Annotated in this window: 9 protein-coding genes and 2 pseudogenes; 5 read left to right on the top strand and 6 right to left on the bottom strand. The window is 52.2% G+C overall.

The annotated features are described in order from the left end of the window. Positions 1-17: 17 nt before the first annotated feature. Positions 18-122 (bottom strand): hypothetical protein, encoded by a 105-nt coding sequence (gene yhiY, locus K0335_RS07380; RefSeq protein ID WP_213054493.1) that lies wholly within the window; start codon positions 120-122, stop codon positions 18-20. A 557-nt stretch (positions 123-679) separates the two neighbouring features. On the opposite strand from yhiY, the gene K0335_RS07385 reads away from it, so the two are divergent. From K0335_RS07385 to K0335_RS07405, 5 genes are all read left to right on the top strand, one after another. Further along, a complete protein-coding gene (locus K0335_RS07385; protein WP_024256962.1) occupies positions 680-1,732 on the top strand; it encodes a DUF2776 family protein in 1,053 nt (350 codons plus the stop codon). 915 nt (positions 1,733-2,647) lie between these two features. Beyond that, on the top strand, positions 2,648-11,794 hold the full coding sequence (locus K0335_RS07390; protein WP_219393778.1) for a BapA/Bap/LapF family large adhesin: 9,147 nt from the start codon (positions 2,648-2,650) through the stop codon (positions 11,792-11,794). Between the two features lie 76 nt (positions 11,795-11,870). Continuing rightward, complete coding sequence (locus K0335_RS07395; RefSeq protein WP_000517540.1) at positions 11,871-13,274, top strand: TolC family outer membrane protein; 1,404 nt, start codon at positions 11,871-11,873, stop codon at positions 13,272-13,274. Next, positions 13,271-15,448, top strand: a complete 2,178-nt coding sequence (locus K0335_RS07400) for a type I secretion system permease/ATPase (RefSeq protein WP_000198635.1) — start codon at positions 13,271-13,273, stop codon at positions 15,446-15,448. Before K0335_RS07395 ends, K0335_RS07400 begins: the two co-directional genes overlap by 4 nt. Positions 15,449-15,455: 7 nt before the next feature. Next, positions 15,456-16,619 (top strand): HlyD family efflux transporter periplasmic adaptor subunit, encoded by a 1,164-nt coding sequence (locus tag K0335_RS07405; RefSeq protein WP_104920206.1) that lies wholly within the window; start codon positions 15,456-15,458, stop codon positions 16,617-16,619. A 459-nt stretch (positions 16,620-17,078) separates the two neighbouring features. On the opposite strand, the gene pcoE is transcribed toward K0335_RS07405, so the two are convergent. The 5 genes and pseudogenes from pcoE to pcoB form a co-directional block, all read right to left on the bottom strand. After that, entirely contained in the window at positions 17,079-17,513 is a 435-nt protein-coding gene (gene pcoE / locus K0335_RS07410; RefSeq protein WP_000723069.1) for a copper resistance system metallochaperone PcoE, read from the bottom strand. Positions 17,514-17,730: 217 nt separating this feature from the next. Continuing rightward, positions 17,731-18,411 (bottom strand): annotated as a pseudogene (pcoS, locus tag K0335_RS07415) (copper resistance membrane spanning protein PcoS); the annotation flags it as partial. Next, positions 18,410-18,508: pseudogene (locus K0335_RS07420) on the bottom strand (copper resistance protein CopD); the annotation flags it as partial. The pseudogenes K0335_RS07420 and pcoS, both read right to left, overlap by 2 nt. Before the next feature lie 4 nt (positions 18,509-18,512). After that, complete coding sequence (gene pcoC, locus K0335_RS07425) at positions 18,513-18,893, bottom strand: copper resistance system metallochaperone PcoC (RefSeq protein WP_000025662.1); 381 nt, start codon at positions 18,891-18,893, stop codon at positions 18,513-18,515. 39 nt (positions 18,894-18,932) lie between these two features. Further along, positions 18,933-19,823, bottom strand: coding sequence for a copper resistance outer membrane transporter PcoB (gene pcoB, locus K0335_RS07430; RefSeq protein ID WP_001378118.1), 891 nt, complete (start codon positions 19,821-19,823; stop codon positions 18,933-18,935). Positions 19,824-19,828: the final 5 nt, after the last annotated feature.

The following is a 19,828-nucleotide window of genomic DNA, read 5'->3' on the forward strand; positions in this document are numbered from 1 at the left end:
AACGACGTTCAGCGGATTCATCCATCCGGGATAAGAAGGAAACGGCAAATACGACCAGCGCACAGAGCATTGAGCGCCAACGGGGAAGGCTTAGTGAAAACGGGTAGTAATGTTGTCATCATCAGCATTCCTGGCCGTAAATGAAACACGCATACTCATAATTGAAATCAATTAAATACTAACAGTTATATTCATGTTGTCTATTTGATTGCCATCAGCTTGTGATACATGGCGATGTTCTGCATTTTTACGCCCTTTGCCGCCTAAAAATGCCTTCACCTGTTATCAGATAATGGTGTCTGTTTTTTTTACACAAAAGAATATGACTATCACATGGCGTTATTATCCCTTTTGAAACCAAACACATATCGGATATGTCGTTAAGATGCTGCTACTTAAAGGATGAATTAGATGAAAAAAGACAGCGACTTAAATAATTTAATCTTCATCATAGATCATATAAAGTAACAATTAATGAGAGACATTCAGAATTCATCTTAGGATAAATATTTATTTATCAGCATTAATTCTCCTCCAGGACTTGACACTCAGGGCAATAAATCAAGCTATAGTAAAGTTACTTTTTACATTTAGTGGTATCTCATTGTTATATTTAACTGACTAAAAATACTACTGATACGCTTTCTGATATTAGCAGAAGGTAAACATGGAGTTTAAAATGAACATATACATCGGATGGCTATTCAAGTTAATTCCTTTAGTTATGGGTATAATATGTATTGCGTTGGGTGACTTTGTATTATCAGGTTCCGGGCAAAGTGAATATTTTGTGGCGGGGCATGTTCTTATTTCACTTTCTGCAATATGTCTGGCATTATTCACTACTGCATTTATTATTATTTCGCAGCTAACGCATGGTGTGAATAAGCTCTACAATACCCTTTTTCCTGTTATCGGTTACGCTGGATCTGTTGCAACTATGATTTGGGGATGGTCACTGCTGGCAAGTGATAATGTCATGGCCGATGAATTTGTTGCCGGGCATGTTATTTTTGGTGTTGGAATGATTGCCGCTTGTGTATCGACTGTAGCCGCCTCCTCCGGTCATTTTCTGTTGATCCCGAAAAATGCGGCGGGCAGTAAGAGTGATGGTACGCCGTTGCAGGCTTATTCTTCACTCATTGGCAACTGTCTGATTGCCGTGCCGCTACTTCTGACAGTCCTTGGTTTTATCTGGTCCGTTACTTTACTGCGAAGTGCTAATATCACACCACATTACGTTGCAGGCCATGTCCTATTGGGATTAACGGCAATTTGTGCCTGTCTCATTGGACTGGTTGCCACTATTGTTCATCAAACGCGGAATACCTTCTCGGAAAAAGAGCATTGGTTGTGGTGCTATTGGGTTATTTTACTTGGCACACTGACGGTTATTCAGGGGATCTACGTTTTAGTCAGTTCTGATGAAAGTGCCAGACTGGCTCCCGGTATTATTCTTATTTGTCTGGGAATGATCTGCTACAGTATTTTCTCCAAAGTATGGTTATTGGCGCTGGTATGGCGACGCACATGCGCTTTAGCCAATAGAATACCCATGATTCCGGTATTTACCTGTCTGTTTTGCCTGTTCCTGGCTGCATTCCTTGCTGAAGTGGCGCAAGTCGATATGGCTTATTTTATTCCTTCGCGAGTACTGGTCGGCTTAGGTGCGGTATGTTTCACCCTGTTCTCTATTGTTTCGATATTAGAAGCAGGTTCTGCAAAAAAATAATATTTGCCGCCGGGTTTTGCTATTAAGCCAACCCGGCGAACACATTAACAATTACCGTCAAACAGGTGACACGAAGTTCCTTAAATAAAGGTGATAAACACTGGGAAATATTCCAGCAATTGTCACAAGGCTTAATGTTCTCCTGTTTAGAACTAATAAAACTGTGCCCTTAAATCAGGAAAAGACTTTAAAGTTGTACTATTGCGCAAATTTATCTATACAACAAAAAGTGAAGTACACATTACTCTATGTGGTAACAGTATCTATAACCCTACTCTTTTGATGCTCATTCCAGGGTTCGTCTGGTTAATGGAGATTAACCTGCACTGAGGCTAACAAAACTGGTCTGACGCCTCTACTCATTCTCCCCCCTGATGTCTGTTATCTCTTTCTATCTTCTGGCTATGCCCGTCATGACAAATGTTTATAAGATGATGCAAAGCATACAACCACAGAATTAATTATCGGATTTTGTATTCCACAACTGATTTGGGGACAATTAGCGATCTTATGTAGCCAGGAACAAAGTGTCTGACCGAAAATATATTCTTCTCACGCCTTGTTTAATTGGATTAAAAAGTCATCAGTATCTTCATCGAAAGAATAGGTTTTACTAATTGAAATCATTACTATTTTTCATAAAATCACAACGCTATCTTATATATTTAACATTAATTTTATAGTGCGAAATTTGCATAAATCTATCTTTCTGACTATATCATCTAATACAAAAGAACTAGTCCATTAAAATAAGACAGGACTTACGAATTAAAATCCAGCTCTCTGCGCCGCACGTAATTAATCGTGTCTAAAAAAATTCATCCAGGATGATGTATGGCATCGCTCGTCTGAAATTTAGACCTGGGCTAGTTGAAAACAGCTAATACGAGTGCAAATATCATCAGGAGTGAAGAAATGCAGCAGCTTACTGTTGTCTCAAAATTGACGGGTGTCTCCAGCGATGTCCAGGCTTCTGAAATTAATCTTAATGCACCGTCCATTATTAAACTTGCGGTATCTCGCGATGAAATCAGCAAACTGGCGCGGATAAATCAGGATCTGGTTATTACTCTCCATTCTGGTGAAACAATTGTTTTAAAAAACTTTTACGTAACCAACGATCAGGGGGCCAGTCAGCTTGTTCTGCAAGAGGATAACGGGACGCTGTGGTGGGTACAGGATACCGACGGGGTATTTCATTTTCAGCCCATTGATGATTTAACACCGCTCATGGCTGGTGAAAGCAGCCATGAAGGGGGAGCAGTTTGGCCGTGGCTTCTGGGTGGCGCAGCGGTCGCAGGAGGTGTAGCAATAGCAGCCAGCAGTGGTGGCGGCGGTGGAGGCTCTCATAATGATGATCCGGGCAACGGCAATCCTGGCGGTGGGAATGGTGGAGAGGATCCCGGAAATGGTAATCCTGGTGGTGGGGATGGTGGAACTGATGACGGTAGTGATCCGGGAAACGACTCTCCTGGCGAGGGAGGATCAGATGATGGAAATGACACGACGCCTCCCAGTGCTCCAGAGATAACTGGCATTACAGATAATACGGGTTCGATTACAGGAACAGTGCCTGCCAGTGGCGTTACCGATGACGCTACACCGACCCTGAGCGGTAGAGGCACTGCGGGTAATATCATTTCTGTTTATGACAGTAATGGCGTACTACTGGGTAAAACAGAAGTCGCCAGTAACGGTACCTGGAGTTTTACCCCGAACACCCCGTTAGGCGAAGGCGAACATAATCTGACAATTACCCAGACCGATGCTGACGGTAACGTCAGCACGGCAACGGCTGTTCCACCGTTTACCGTTGATACCACGCCCCCCTCGGCAGTCACTAATCCAACAATTAACAGCGAAGGTACAATAGTTTCCGGTACTACCGAACCGGGTAACACCGTAGTAATTGTCGATAGTAATGGCGATACCGTGGGAAGCGGCATCGCAAACTCAGACGGCAAATTTAACATTTCCATTACCCCGCCTCAGACGAATGGGGAAATACTGGCTATTATCGCCACCGACCCGGCAGGAAATATCGGTACCCCCACAGGTATAACAGCTCCCGACACAACCGCGCCTGCTGCGCCGGAAAACGTCGTGGTATCAGGAAATGGCACCTCAGTCAGTGGGAACGCTGAAGCGGGCAGCATCGTTACCATAAAAGACAGCAACGGCAATACGCTAGGCGAAGCGATAGCAAATGGTAACGGCAACTTCACCATAACCATTTCCCCTGCACAGACGAACAGTGAGACACTCACGGCTACAGCGACTGATAATGCGGGTAACACCAGTGCTGGTAGTAATGTCATCGCTCCCGACACAACCGCCCCTGCTGCGCCGGAAAATGTCTTAGTCGCAGAAAACGGCACCTCCGTAAGCGGTACTGCCGAACCAGGCAGTACCGTGACCATTACCGACAGCAGTGGCAATAAACTGGGAGATGCGCAAGCGGATGGCGACGGTAATTTCACCGTTCCGCTGTTCCCTAACCAGACCACCGGCGATACGCTGACAGCTGTGGCAACCGATCCTGCGGGTAATAACAGCCCTGGCTCATCCGCCACCGCACCCACGATTGCAGATACTACCGCCCCTGCCGCGCCGGAAAATGTACTGGTCGCGGTTGATGGCACTTCAGTGAGCGGAAGCGCAGAACCTGGCAGCACGGTCCATATTAAAGACAGTGAGGGTAATGACCTCGGTGAAGCGATGGCCGATATTAATGGCAATTTCACCGTTGCGTTGACGCCTGCATTAACCGATGGCGAAACCGTTGAGGCCAGCGCTACCGACAGTAGCGGCAATACCGGGCCGGGAACCACGGCGACGGCACCGGATCTCACCGCTCCGCCCGCGCCAGTTATTACCCAAATTACCGACGATGTTGCAGGCAATATTGGCGCTATCACAAACGGCGGCCTGACTAACGACGATAAACCGCAAATCAGTGGCACTGCGGCTGCTGGCTCGCTGGTGAAGATTTATGATAATGGCACCTTACTGACAACGGTCACCGCCGATGGCGATGGTAACTGGTCGTGGACACCGACAGCGGCACTCACTCAGGGAAGTCACACCCTGAGCTTTACCGCCAGCGATGCCAGCAACAACACCAGTGGCAGCACTATCTGGAGTTTATTTGTCGATAGCGTGGCCCCCACGGCCCCAACCATTACACTGGTGAATGATGATGTCGGTTCGATTACCGGCAACGTGGCGAATAACAATGGGATCACCGACGATACCCGCCCGACCATTTCAGGAACAGGAGAACCCGGCTCGCTGGTAAGCCTCTATGATAATGGCATTCTGTTAACCACTGTACTTATCGGCACGTCAGGCTCCTGGAGTTACACTGTCGCGGCTAATCAGGCACTTACCCCTGGCGAACATCGGCTAACAGTTACTTCACTCGACGCGGCAGGCAACAGCACCACACAGCCAGCCGTTATCACCATCAACGTTGATACCTCGAAACCCGACGCACCGACCATTGCCACCGCGACGGATGATGTCGGCAGCGTTCAGAGCAATCTCCAGACCGAAAGCCGTTCGGATGACAATCTGCCGGAGCTGAACGGTACAGGCCCGGAAGGGACGAGCATCACGCTGTATGATGGCGATATCCCCATCGCCACCTTTGCCGTTCCGGCGGGCGGCAACTGGAGTTATCAACTGACTCAAGCATTGAGCGAAGGTTCCCATACGCTGACAGCCATCGCCACCAACGCCGCGGGAACGGCCAGCAATGCTGGCACCTTTATTCTGACCATCGATACCACGCCACCACCCGCTCCGGTAATCCTGGCCGCCGAAGGGCTTGTGGGTGATACTTCACTCCCCCTCAACAATGGCGGCAGTACAAAAAGCACATCGCCAGAACTCACAGGCAGCGGTGAACCTGGCGCTACCATCACTGTTTACGATAACGACACAGAAATTGGCACAGCCGTCGTTCAGACTGACGGCACATGGAGTTTCACGCCGCCAGAGGCCCTTGACGAGGGGCAGCATATTTTCACCACCACAGCAACTGACGTCGCAGGTAACACCGGCATCCTGTCGCCTGGCTTCACGCTCAATGTTGATAACACGGCACCGACGCAGCCTGGTGCGCCGACAATCAGCGACAATCGCGATCCGGTCATCGGCGTTGTCACTAATGGCAATACCAACGACACCACACCAACCTTTAGCGGCACTGGCACCGCTGGTGATGTCATTTCGGTTTATCTTGATGACAACACCACTCCGCTGGGAACAGCAATCGTCGATACTGACGGCAACTGGAGCTTTACCCCACAAACTGACCTTCCTGAGGGCAGCTATCAAATAACCATCACGGCAACCGATCCAGCGGGCAATATCAGCGAACCGTCGACAGCAATTTCGCTCAATATCGATCTCACCCCACCTGCTGCGCCAACCATTGATACTGTCAATGATAATGCGGGCACCTACACGGGCAATCTGGCAAACGGGGCGATCACCGACGACAACACGCCGACCATCAATGGTCGCGGCATCGATGGCACAACAATCACCTTATACAATGGCACTACGGTTATCGGCACCGCCACGGTGACCGAGGGTCAGTGGAGTATTACCCCCACAACCCCGCTGACCGATGGCAGCTACACGCTGACCGCCAAAGCGACCGATGCGGCAGGCAACCCCAGCGGCGATTCCAACAGCGTATCGTTTAGCGTGAATACCACGCCGCTGCTGGTGACTGATATTGAGGATGATGTGGCGGCAATTACCGGGCCGTTAACCAATGGCGGCCTGACCAACGATACCTCGCCAACCGTGAGCGGCAGCGGGATCCCCGGCTCGACTATTGCGATTTATAACAATAATGGTCCCGTTCCCGTGGCGACGGTTACCGTCGGGGAAAATGGCACCTGGTCGGTGGATGTTCCATTAACGAACGGAGTAAACGCCCTCACCTTCATAGCCCAGGACAGCAACGGTAATGCCATTTCGTCGGCAACACCCGTCACGCTCAATCTCGATACCACACCACCTGATGCGCCAGAAGTGACATTGGTCGCCGATGATGGCACCAGAATCAGCGGTGTGGCAGAAGCAGGCAGTACGGTCATTATCTATAGCGGCGACACCGTGCTCGGCAGCACCGTGGCTAATGCAACAACGGGCGAATACAGCGTTACGCTCTCTCCGGCACAAACCTCTGGCGCGCCCCTGACAGCTATCGCACAGGATGCGGCAGGCAACCTGGGGCCAGGCACACCGTTTACTGCGTCAAACTCGGGTCTGCCGTTACCGCCTACTCTTGAAGTGGTTGATGATGTGTCGCCAGGTCAGGGCGTTACCGGCAACGGAAGCACCACTAACGATACGCTGCCGCTACTGCGGGGAACCGCCGAAGCGGGGGCTGTAGTGACGATTTATCAAAATGGTGATGAGCTGACCACGGTCACCGCCGATGGCAGCGGTAACTGGAGCTACCAGCTAACCGAGCCGCTGAGCGAGAGCGGCACTTACAACTTTACCGCCTCGCAGCTCACCAGCGATGGCAGTAGCGGTCAATCACCCAATTATGCCATCACCATTGATACCGTCGCGCCCGTTGCGCCAACGATTACCAGCATTACTGATGACATTTCGCCAGATATCGGGACAGTCGCTAATGGCGAGGCAACGAACGATCCGCTGCCGACTCTGAACGGCACGGCAGAAGCGAACGCCATTATCACCATTTATGATAACGGCGTGGAAATAGGCACCACCAGCGCCGACGGCAGCGGCATCTGGCGCTTTACGCCGCAAACTACGCCGGGGGAAGGCGACCATACGTTTACTGTCCGCGCCAGCGACGGCGCGGGTAACCTGAGCGATCCTTCCGCGCAATACACCATTACCATTACGACAACGCTACCGGACGCCCCGTTGATTAATTCGGTAACCGATAACGTCGGCAGCGAACAAAGTCTGATCTCCGGGCAGATTACCAACGACAACACTCCTACCCTTGAGGGGACTACAGCAGCCAATGCGCTGGTGACCATCCGCGATAACGGCGCTGTCATTGGCACGACCACAGCCGATGAAAATGGCAACTGGAACTACACCCCCACGACACCGCTGGGTGAGGGCTTCCATGCGCTTACCGCGACGGTCACCGACGCGGCGGGTAACGTCAGCAATCCCACTTCTGCGTTTGAACTGGTCGTCGATACACTGCCACCTACCATCCCGGTCATTACCACGGTGATTGACGACCAGCCAGACAGCAGCCAACTCAATAACGGGCAGCTCACTAACGACACTCAACCCACCCTGAACGGCACCGCTGAAGCCAACGCCACTATTACTATTTTTGATAATGGTACGGAAATTGGCACCACCCGTGCCGACGATGACGGCAACTGGAGCTTTACGCCTGATGAGGCGCTGGATCAGGGCGAGCATCGCTTTACGGTGGCAGCAACGGATAGCGCCGGAAATACCGGCGGAGAATCAACGCCATTCACGATTAGGCTGGATTCCGTGGCACCGCTGGCGCCAACGCTTGTGACAGTGCAGGACCATACCACGCCGGTGACAGGCATCATCGCCAACGGTCAAACCACCAATGAAACCCGCCCGGCACTCAGCGGCACCGGGGAAGTGGGCGCAACCATCACAGTTCTCAGCGATGGCGTCTCAATTGGCACCACCATCGTCAATGCTCAGGGCAACTGGAGCTTAACGCCGCAAACACCGCTGGGCGAGGGCTTCCATACGCTGACCGTTACCGCCACCGACAGCGCCGGTAATACCAGTCCGGCATCGCCAGACTTTACCCTGACAGTGGATACCGTCCTGCCGGCAGTACCAACACTTTCGTCCGTTGTGGATGATGTTGCCGGGGGTGTCTTTAATGGGCCGTTGGCTAACGGGCAAGCCACCAACGACGCGCGCCCTGAACTCAGCGGAACCGCCGAAGCGAACGCCACCATCAATATTTATGACAACGGCACCCTAATCACCAGCGTCACGGCAGATGAGAACGGGAACTGGACTTACACGCCAGCAGAAGATTTAGTCCAGGGGTCACATGCGTTTGCGATTTCCGCGACCGATGCCGCAGGTAATACCAGCGATATGTCGCTGGAAACCACCATTGTGGTTGATACCACACCACCACCCTCGCCCACGGCACAAATCAGTGCCGATGGCAGCACCATCAACGGTATTGCCGAAGCGGGAAGCACCGTCACCATCACCTTACCGGGTGGTACAACCGTCACGGCGACGGCAAACAATAATGGCGTTTACAGCGTAACGCTGCCGGTGCGGCAAATAGATGGCGAAGTGCTTTCGGTAAGTGCAACGGATGCGGCGGGCAACAGCTCTCCGGCCATTTCAGTAACCGCACCGATCGTACCACTGCTGGCTGAAGACAATGTGATTAACCTGGCACTGCAAACCAACGCCAGCATTACCAACGAACACCATAGCGATTACGGTTTCCTGCTGGTTAATGCCCTGGGGACGGTCGCAGATGTGCTGGGCACCAACACCGCAGCGGTGAATTTCAGTATTGATGAAGGCGGTAGCGGCGCTATCACCATCAATGCCGCCGCAACCGGTGTGGTGCTGTCGTTGTTAAGCACAATGGAGATTGTCATTCAGCGCTTTGATACCGAACTCAACGCCTGGGTCACCATTGTCGATACCGCCAAACCGCAATTCGCTGATTTGCTCACTCTCGGCGCATCGGGCGTTACGCTCAACTACGACGGTCTCTCCGGTGGCGATTATCGGGTCGTTAGCTATAACACCAGCCTGCTGGCAACCGGTGCGTATACCAGTCTGGATGTTTCACTGGCGAAAACCAGCGCAGGAACGCTTACCGGCGAATTAACCGATACTGGCAACGTGATTACCGATATCGATCCCGGCAATGGTCAGGATAACGCCCCTGCCGGAACCTTAGTGACATCTGTCACCGATGCTACCGGTAATGTGATTACTGTACCTTCTGGCGGTATAGATGTGCAGGGGCAATTCGGCATCCTGCATATCAACCAGGACGGGAGCTACACCTATACACTCACCAATACCTCGGCATCGGTTTATGGGCGTAGCGAAAGTTTCACCTACACGCTCAGCCACGATGGCGCTCAGTCCTCAGCAAAACTGGTCGTGACGCTGGGAGACGCGCCAGCACCGGGTAGCGTCACCGCCGCCGATGACAGCGCCTCACTCATCTTTAATACTCAGGTGAGTGCAACCGACAACGGCCCGTCAGATCAAACGGGCTTTACGCTTGCAAGCGTAGGCCTTGGCAATCTGCTGGATGTCAGCCTGGTGGAAGGGCTGACCGATCCCATTATTTTCAACGTTGAGGAGGGTGAAACCCGCACCATTACGGTTCAGGCAAGCGTACTTGGCGTGACCCTTGGCGGTTTTGATCTCTACATCTATCGCTTTAACGATGCCATTCAACAGTATGAACAATACCGGGTAGAACCACGCTGGGTCACGGCGCTGCTGGGCGGTGGCTCAACGCCGTTAACCATCACGCTACCGGGCGGTGACTATCTGTTCCTGCTCAACTCCTCCGGCGGTCTGGCGCTGGCGACGTTTTATAATCTCGATATTCAGGCCGATCACAGCTACGCCGTCAGTTCACTTGCCGGAACCACTCAGGGAGACATTCTGACTAACGACTCGGCGCCAGCAGGCACGGTCGTTACCGCCGTCAATGGCGTGGCGATAGCGGCAACGGGCACCACGGAAATTGAAGGGCAATATGGCACGCTGACCATCGACGCTGCCGGGAATTACAGCTATACCCTGCGTAGCGGTATTGGCGCAGACAGCATCAAAACGCCAGACAGCTTTGTTTACACAGTAACCGCGCCGAACGGCGATACCAGCAGTGCTTCGCTGAATATCACCGCCACGCCACAGCCGCTGGATGCGGTGAACGACACCAGTAGCCTGATGCCGGTGACCACATTGCAGGATACCTCGCAGAGCTTTACGGATAACAGCGTGGGGAATGCCTCGTGGGCGGCAAAACTGTTATCCGCCACATCCGGCTCCGGTAGCGGAATCATTGAAGTCGCCGCCGGAACCGCCGTCCATAACGCAGTGTTGCACTTTAATGTCTCCTCACTCTTATCGCTGGGCGGTTTAACCGTTAACTGGACGCTGCTTGACAGCAACGGCGCACAGATAACTGCCGGCTCGTTTAACGGTGGTCTGCTACTCGGCGGCAATCTCGATATTCCATTGACCGGCATTGACTTACATGCGGGTAACTATCTGCTGCGTTATGAGGGGAATGTCGGCGCGTTAGGCGTAGGCCAAATCACCGTTACCCCGAGTCTGCGCGGCACGCTGGTTGATCTGGATAACTACGAAACCAGCGGCAGCAACAGCGTCACGGGCAATATTTATGACGATGACCATATTGCCAGCGTCAATACCCTTCTCACGGTCACTGGCGCGGGCGGCAGTAGCGCAACGCTTGATCCCCAGAGCGGCAGTGAAGCAAACGCCACCATCAACGGTAAGTACGGCGTACTGACCATGGAGCTGGACGGGAACTATACCTACCAACTCAACAGCGGCGTTTCACTGGCTAACATCACCTCGAAGGAGACCTTCACCTACACCCTCAATGACCAAAACGGGCACAGCGACAGCGCCATGCTAACCATTGAGATGAACCCGCAGGTGGTCAGCACCGCCGAAGCCGACCGCGTTATCGGCAGCGCCTACGGCGATACGTTGATCTATGAGCTACTTAATACCGCCGATGCCACCGGCGGGAACGGCACCACGGATAGCTGGAGCAACTTCTCGCTGGCACAGGGCGACAAGATCGATATTGGCGATCTGTTAGTCGGCTGGAACGGCGATAACGCCACGCTTGGCAACTATCGCAGTGTCACCAGTAACGGCAACAACACGGTGATCGCTATTGACCGAGACGGTAGCGGCGCCACCTTCAACTCAACCAATCTGGTAACACTGGAAAACGTCACCACCACGCTCGATGAGTTAATTCAACAAAATCACATTGTGACCTGACAAAAACGCGAAACAGCCCCGGAGGCGATGACCACCGGGGCAACGGTAGTTATTTTGATTTTCAAAGGGATAGATTATGGGAAAAATGGCCTGCGTCGCGGCATTAGTGGCATTGGCGCTCAGTTGCGGGCATCTCAATGCACAAGAACTACCGATCTCCTCTGAAACCCTCGCCGCAGACCAAATGCTGCCTTCTCTCGATGGCTCGGCGGCGCAATTACCGCTCAGCCCGGCAGCACCAGGAACATTAATGCTTAATGAGGCGGTCGATCGCGCGGTGAACTGGCATCCTTCAATCAGCGAAGCCGTCGGCAAATTGCTGTCGCAAAATGAACAGATTGAAGTGGCGAAAGCAAAATACTACCCACAGATTAGCGCCGGGGTGAACAACGGCTATAGCAATACCTATCTCGACCACGGCTACAGCCCCGCGCTGGTGTTGTCGATCTCCCAAATGCTCTATGACTTCGGCAAAGTCGCAAGCCAGGTGCGCGCCGAAAGCGCAGGCGCTGCCGAAGAGCAGGCCAACGTGTTGTTGAGTATTGATAGCGTGGCGCATGAAACGGCAAACGCCATTGTGCAGGTGCAGGCAGCGCAGCAGATGGTCGAAGCTGCGGAAGAACAACTGGTTGCACTTAACGGTATCGGCAAACTGACTCGGCAGCGCAACGATGAAGGCGCTACGTCGATGTCTGACGTGGTGCAAACCGATGCACGAATCGAGGCGGCACGCTCGCAACTGGCACAGTATCAGGCCGATCTCGACAGCGCCAAAGCCTCACTGATGAGTATGCTTGGCTGGAACTCGCTCAACGCCATCAGCAATGATTTCCCCCACAAACTGGACGGTAGCTGTGAGCAAGCCAAACCCGACGATCGCTTAGTCCCCGCAGTGTTAGCGGCCTGGGCGCAGGCAAATGTGGCGCAGGCTAATCTCGATTACGCCAACGCACAAATGACGCCCACCATCTCGCTGGAGCCGTCCGTTCAGCACTATCTCAACGACAAATACCCCAGCCACGATGTGCTCGATAAAACGCAATATACCGCAATGGTCAAAGTAGAGATGCCCATCTATCAGGGCGGCGGGCTGACCGCACGGCGCAATGCCGCCAGCCACGCGGTGGAATCGGCACAATCGGCAATTCAGCGTACCCGTCTTGAGGTGCGGCGAAAACTGCTGGATTCACGCAGCCAGTCAATGAGCCTCGCCAGCGCGTTACAAATTCTGCGCCGCCAGCAACAGCTCAGCGAACGCACGCGCGAATTGTATCAACAGCAATATCTCGACCTCGGTTCGCGCCCGTTGCTGGATGTACTCAACGCCGAGCAGGAGGTGTATCAGGCGCGTTTTGCAGAACTGCAAATCCAGAGCCAGCTTCGGCAGCTACAACTGAACTGCCTGTATAACACCGGCACGCTGCGTCAGGCATTTGCCCTCAACAACCGCCGCATTCAGTCCGTGGAGATCCAGCCATGACCCGCACCGCGCCGCCGTTTAACCAGACATGTGATGAACGCGTCCTCAGCCAGTGGGCGCGAGCCATCAGCCATACTGCCAGCCATTACCGCATCGCCTGCTCACCGGGAGCGATTCAGGCTAACGCTCCGTGGTTTGCCGGGAAAAATAAAACGCAGGCCCTGACCCAACTGGCGCGCCAGGGTGGCCTCTCCTTTCATCTTCTCGAGGCAGATAATCCCGATTTTAGTCAGTGGCGCTTGCCGCTGGTGGCCGAGTTAAAAAATGGGCAACTGATGGTTATCGAAAATTTTAACGGTGAAGATGTGCTGGATGTGTTTATCACTGGCGAAGAAGAAGGCCAACGCAATCGTCTCACTCTTAGCCAACTATTACCTGAGATCGGCACCCTCACGGCACTGCGCCCGCTCTCGGCGCTGAAAGACCGTCGCGTCGACAGCTATATTTCCCGCTTTAAGCCCGACTGGATGCGCGAACTGGTGATGCAGGATGTTCGCCCGTATCTGCCGGTGATGATTGCCGCATTTTTGATTAATGTTCTTTCGCTTGCCGGGATCGTCTTTTCCATGCAGGTGTACGATCGGGTGATCCCCGCGCAATCTTTTCCCACACTGTATGTGCTCTCGCTGGGTGTGCTGGTCGCGGTGATATTTGGCTTTTTGCTGCGCGAAGCGCGCACCCACATTATGGATGTGCTCGGCAAACGCGCCGATATGCGTATTTCTGACCGCGTATTCAGCCACGCCCTGCGGCTACGAAACAGCGCCATCCCCCGCTCCACCGGCAGCTTTATTTCCCAACTGCGTGAGCTGGAACAGATCCGCGAGATGATCACCTCCTCCACGCTTTCTACCATTGTCGATCTGCCATTTTTCTTCTTGTTTATCATCGTACTGGCGATTATAGCCCCACCGCTGGCGTGGATCGCCCCGGTCGCGGCCTTGCTGATGATTTTGCCGGGGCTTTTGTTGCAGAAAAAACTGGCCGTACTGGCGAATCAGGCGGCGCACGAAGCAACGTTGCGCAATGCCGTGCTGGTCGAGAGCGTACAGGGGCTGGAAGATATCAAACTGATGCAGGCAGAGAACCGTTTTTTGCAGCAATGGAACAGTTACATCCGTATCACGGGTGAGTCTGGTTTACGCACCCGACGACTGACGCAGGGGTTAATCAATTGGGGGATGTCGGTTCAAAGCCTGGTTTACGCGGCGGTGATTATGTTCGGCGCGCCAATGGTGATTGATGGCACCCTGACCACCGGGGCCGTGGTGGCGGCATCAATGCTTGGTTCGCGGATGATTGCGCCGATGGCAAATCTCTGCGGCGTGCTGGCCCGCTGGCAGCAGGTCAAAGCAGCCAAAACGGGTCTCGACAGCATTATGCAACTGCCCAGTGAAACCGGAGGCGACGAAAACCGGGTACATCAGGAGATCTTCCACGGCCACTATGTTTTTGAGAATGCGCAATTTCGCTACCACCATGAAGATCAACGCATTCCACTTCGGATCTCACATCTGGAAATCAGGCCCGGCGAGAAGATTGCGATCCTCGGTCGTAACGGTGCCGGAAAATCAACGCTATTACAGGCGCTGGCAGGCGGCATGGAGCTGGTTGAAGGTGATGTCCGTCTTGATTGTCTCAGTTTGTCGCAAATCGATATGGCGGATTTACGCCGCAACATAGGCTTTCTAAGCCAGAACGCCCGCCTGTTTTATGGCTCGCTGCGGGAAAATTTAACGCTTGGCGCTCCACATGCCAGCGATGCGCAGCTCTTCGAGGCACTGGAGATAAGCGGCGGTGCAACGTTTGTTAAGCGGCTGGCAAAAGGGCTGGATCACCCGGTGATGGAAGGCGGTAATGGCTTATCGGGTGGGCAGCGGCAGTCAATTCTGCTGGCACGTATGTTATTGCGATCGCCAAATATTGTCCTGCTGGATGAACCCAGCGCCGCGCTGGATGAGCATACCGAGCGGGAGTTTATCCAGCGGATGATCCCCTGGCTTGGCAACCGCACGCTCATCGTCGCAACTCATCGGGTGCCGATTCTTGAACTGGTTGAGCGCGTAGTGGTGCTAAAAGAAGGGCAACTGGTGATGGACGCACCGAAAGCACAGGCGCTTAGCGGCAGCCGGGCAAACGCAAAGGAGTGGAAGAATGAAAACCAGTCCGCATGATATTGCAATGGAAGATCTGGATATCCGCCGCGAGCGCGAGTTTTCCGGGGCCAGCCGGATTATTTTTCTCTGCACGCTATTGTTTGCCATTCTTGGCATCTGGGCCTGGTTTGGTAAAGTCGATGAAGTCTCCACCGGCAATGGAAAAGTGATCCCCAGTTCCCGCGAGCAAATTTTGCAATCGCTGGATGGTGGCATTCTGGCAGAGCTCACTGTCCGCGAAGGTGACCGGGTAGAGGCGAATCAGGTCGTGGCTCGCCTCGATCCGACCCGCTCACAATCAAATGTTGGAGAAAGCGCAGCAAAATATCGTGCCTCGCTGGCTTCCAGTGCGCGTTTGACTGCTGAAGTGAACGATTTACCGCTCACCTTCCCGGCCTCGCTCAACAACTGGCCAGAACTGATCGCCTCTGAAACCCGCCTGTATAAAAGCCGCCGTGCGCAACTGGCAGACACCGAAGCCGAACTGCGGGAAGCCCTGGTTTCGGTCAATAAAGAGTTGCAAATCACCCAGCGGCTACAAAAAAGCGGTGCCGCCAGCCATGTTGAGGTGCTACGCCTGCAACGACAAAAAAGCGATTTAGGATTAAAGATCACTGACTTGCGCGCGCAATATTACGTTCAGGCGCGCGAAGCCTTATCGAAAGCTAATGCCGAAGTGGAAATGCTCTCGGCAATTATTAAAGGCCGGGAAGATTCCGTCACCCGGCTCACCGTGCGTTCCCCCATGCGTGGCATCGTAAAAAACATCAAAGTCACCACCATTGGCGGCGTCATTCCCCCCAACGGCGAGATGATGGAAATTGTCCCCGTCGATGATCGCCTGCTGATTGAAACGCGCCTCTCACCACGCGATATCGCCTTTATCCACCCCGGACAGCGAGCACTAGTCAAAATAACCGCCTGGGATTACGCCATCTATGGTGGTCTGGAAGGGGTGGTGGAAACCATCTCACCCGACACCATCCAGGATGAAGTAAAACCAGAAATTTTCTACTACCGCGTGTTTATCCGCACGCACCAGGATTACTTGCAAAACAAATCAGGGCGGCATTTTTCTATCGTGCCGGGGATGATCGCCACGGTAGACATCAAAACTGGCGAAAAAACCATCGTTGACTATTTAATCAAACCGTTCAATCGGGCCAGAGAAGCATTACGCGAGCGTTAAAAATCATGACAAAAAGCACGTTCGCAGGCTGGCTGCCATATTGATGCTGCACCGTGGGTAAATCACGTTGAGCGGCTATGGCAGGCACTTCACGACGCCATAGCCTCCCTATGCCACACGGCTTATTTTGCTACTGTGTAGAGACATTAAAGTTGTATCCTTTAACCTGAAAAAGACTTTAAAGTTGTAAAGTTTTAAAAAAAACACATACAAAACATGATGCTAAGTGTGTATCACACGCTGTTCCAACATTATGCCTTGATGTTCTTGCAAGAACTGCAATTTACAGGAGGAAAAAGGTGTTTTTGTAGTTATCTGGCGTTACGTGACAGTGTTGGTCAGATACTTCCACCTCTTCAGAGTTAAAGTTTGATATATGGGAAAAAAAAACGCTCCCGGACGGGAGCGTAAGCCAGTGACTTCGGCGTCAAATGAGGGTCTAACAAGTGGAGCTGCGGGTTAATTCTGGGTGATCTGACTGCGATGCTTATCAGCCTGCTGCTGGTGAACAACGGAAGACTGACCATTATTCGCCTTCTCATGTACAGCTGCGGCCTTCTCATGCTCGCTCATTTCAGAAAATGACTTTGCTGTTTCGTTGGTAGCTCCGGGTTTAGCTTTCATCATTTTTTTATGCATTTCAGCCATGTCCTGGTGGGCAGCAGAATTGCTGTTTTGCATCATGTCATGGGACATTGCGGCCTGATCGTGACTGCTCATATCCATCATTGTCATGCTGTCTCCCTGAATTGCACTTTTTTCAGCAGATGACTGCATCTGGTGGGCAGGTGCCTGTGCATTATTTACCTGGTCATGCATGTTCATTGTCTCTGCAGCCATGGCAGATGAAGCGGCAGCCATAATGGCAACAAATGATACGAGAATCTTTTTCATGGTTGGGTCTCCGGTGTTTACATACCCAAACAATCAATGGCTTATAACAGAGAAAGCAGTTGATCTCAGGGCGGGTTAATCATCACTCCAGGAACCAGGTGATTGTGTTATCACGCTGCTCCTGATTTATGAATAATTATAAAAAACCGCCTCTGTTTATCGCGTGACTGAATGATGACAATTTTGTCACCTTCCAGGTTTCTCCTGAACAACGGGATTAATCCATTAACAGGCGCACTTTGAACACAATTTCACGCCCCTGCTGTTCTGCTGACAGCTCGCCGCCGTGAGCATGAATGATCGACCTTGTAATTGATAATCCCAGCCCCGCGCCTTCCGTGTTGTAGAACCTTGATGAGTCTGCGCGATAGAACCGGTCAAACAAACGTTCCAGATTAGCGGGAACCTGGCCGGACATCGTATTCGTAATCATCACGTTCACACAGTCACTGTCACGCTCAAGGTGTATCGCTGTACAGGTGTTATCGGGAGAATACTTGATTGCATTGGAAAGCAGGTTACTGAAAGCACGTCGGAGCATATCGCTGTCTCCGGCAACAACGCCCTCTCCTTCAACCGTGATTGTCTTTCCTGTTTCGTCTGCCAGGGGCTCGAACAACTCACGTAATTCATTCAGTTCGGCTGCCAGATCCACATCATGTTTATCCAGCCGCAGCAGACCATGCTCTGAACGTGCCAGAAAAAGCATGTCACTGGTCATTCGTGACAACCTTTTCAGTTCTTCCAGGTTAGCGAATAAAATTTCGCGGTAATGCGAAACATCCCTTTCCTTAGCCAGTGCAAACTGCGTCTGCATCATCAGATTACTGACTGGTGTGCGCAGCTCATGCGCGATGTCAGACGAGAAATCTGACAGTTTCCGGAATGCCCCCTCCACCGCTTATTCCATATATCTGAAAAAATGGCAATCCAAATATTACCATCAAATCCAGATAAAGAAGAAAACGAATAACAATCATAATCAGGTCGTTCATAATATTACTTCACTGTAAAGGTGTAATTACCGGTAATAGGGTGCGTATCTGAAGAAACCGCGCGCCAGTCAACACGATAAGTGCCAGCGGGTAAAGGCTCTCGCGGAATAATGACCATCGATTTAGGGTCAGCGCCTGGCGCCACTTTTGCCGCGACCGGCATCGGAGAATGTGATGACATGCCTTTCATACCCGTCATCGTTAATTTTGCACCTGAGAATTTCACGGTCAGATTTTCCGAGAAATTAAGCTGAATCTTTTCCGGGGCCGCTACGGCTGAATCAGCCTGTGGCACAGAGCTTTTTAATTCCGGATGGGCCATAGCAGAGAAAGCAACGCCCATAACGAGGCCACCTGTAAGAATGGCTTTATTTAAAATCGACATTTTATTTACCTGTTTAGTTGAGTGTTTTATATCAGTGCGTTAAAACCAGATTCTGGCTCCCGCCAGGAATACTACCTGATGGTCTTTCTCACCTTCTCTTTTCGCCATATCGGATGTTTTCCCGTAAAGTTGATTCCAGGAAACGCCTATATAGGGTGCAAACTCACGGCGTATTTCATAGCGCAGCCGGAGCCCCAGCTCTGTGTCAGTCAGTCCCCTGCCGCGACCCCGCGATTCATCATCCTGACTGTAGAAATTCACCTCATAGGATGGCTGGAGTATGAGCCGGTTAGTCAGTAAAACGTCGTATTCTCCTCCCAGACGAAGGGCTGCTTTTCCGCCATTACTGACAAAACCCGTAATTTCAGACTCAAAATTATAGAGTGCCAGCCCCTGAAAACCGACAGCAGCCCAGGTCCGGGCAGAAGCAGGTCTGAAATCCTGCCTGACACCCGCAACCAAATCCCACCATGGGCCAACCGCATGTCCCCAGAGTAACTGCGCTTCAGCCGCCTCCGTTTCCCCATTGCTTCGTTCACCTTCACTCTTTAGCCAAATCCGATCTGTGTCGCCTCCAATCCAGCTGTTAACACTCCAGCTGAAATTGTTGGTGTTATCCGACCGTTGCCATTCCAGTTGATCCAGCAGAACCAGATAATTAATCGCACTGTCGTGAATCGCATGCCCCTGTAAATTGCCGAATGCAGCCTTCCGGTCGGCATCGGTAACAGGCGGAATTGGCGTTCTGCTCTCAGTTACAATGGGCTCCATTGACGTCATCTCAGTGAAATTCTCATCTGCTGGCATCTGCATGGCAGACATGTCGTGCCCGGCGTGGGGATCTGCAGAGACGGAGCCCGCCGCAATAGAAAGCTGTGAGGTAAACAAACCGGCGACCAGAACAGGTATGGCCTTCAAATTTCTCTTCATTCGCA

The sequence above is a fragment of the Escherichia sp. GZ89 genome, from assembly GCF_019366485.1.
GTDB lineage: Bacteria > Pseudomonadota > Gammaproteobacteria > Enterobacterales > Enterobacteriaceae > Escherichia > Escherichia fergusonii.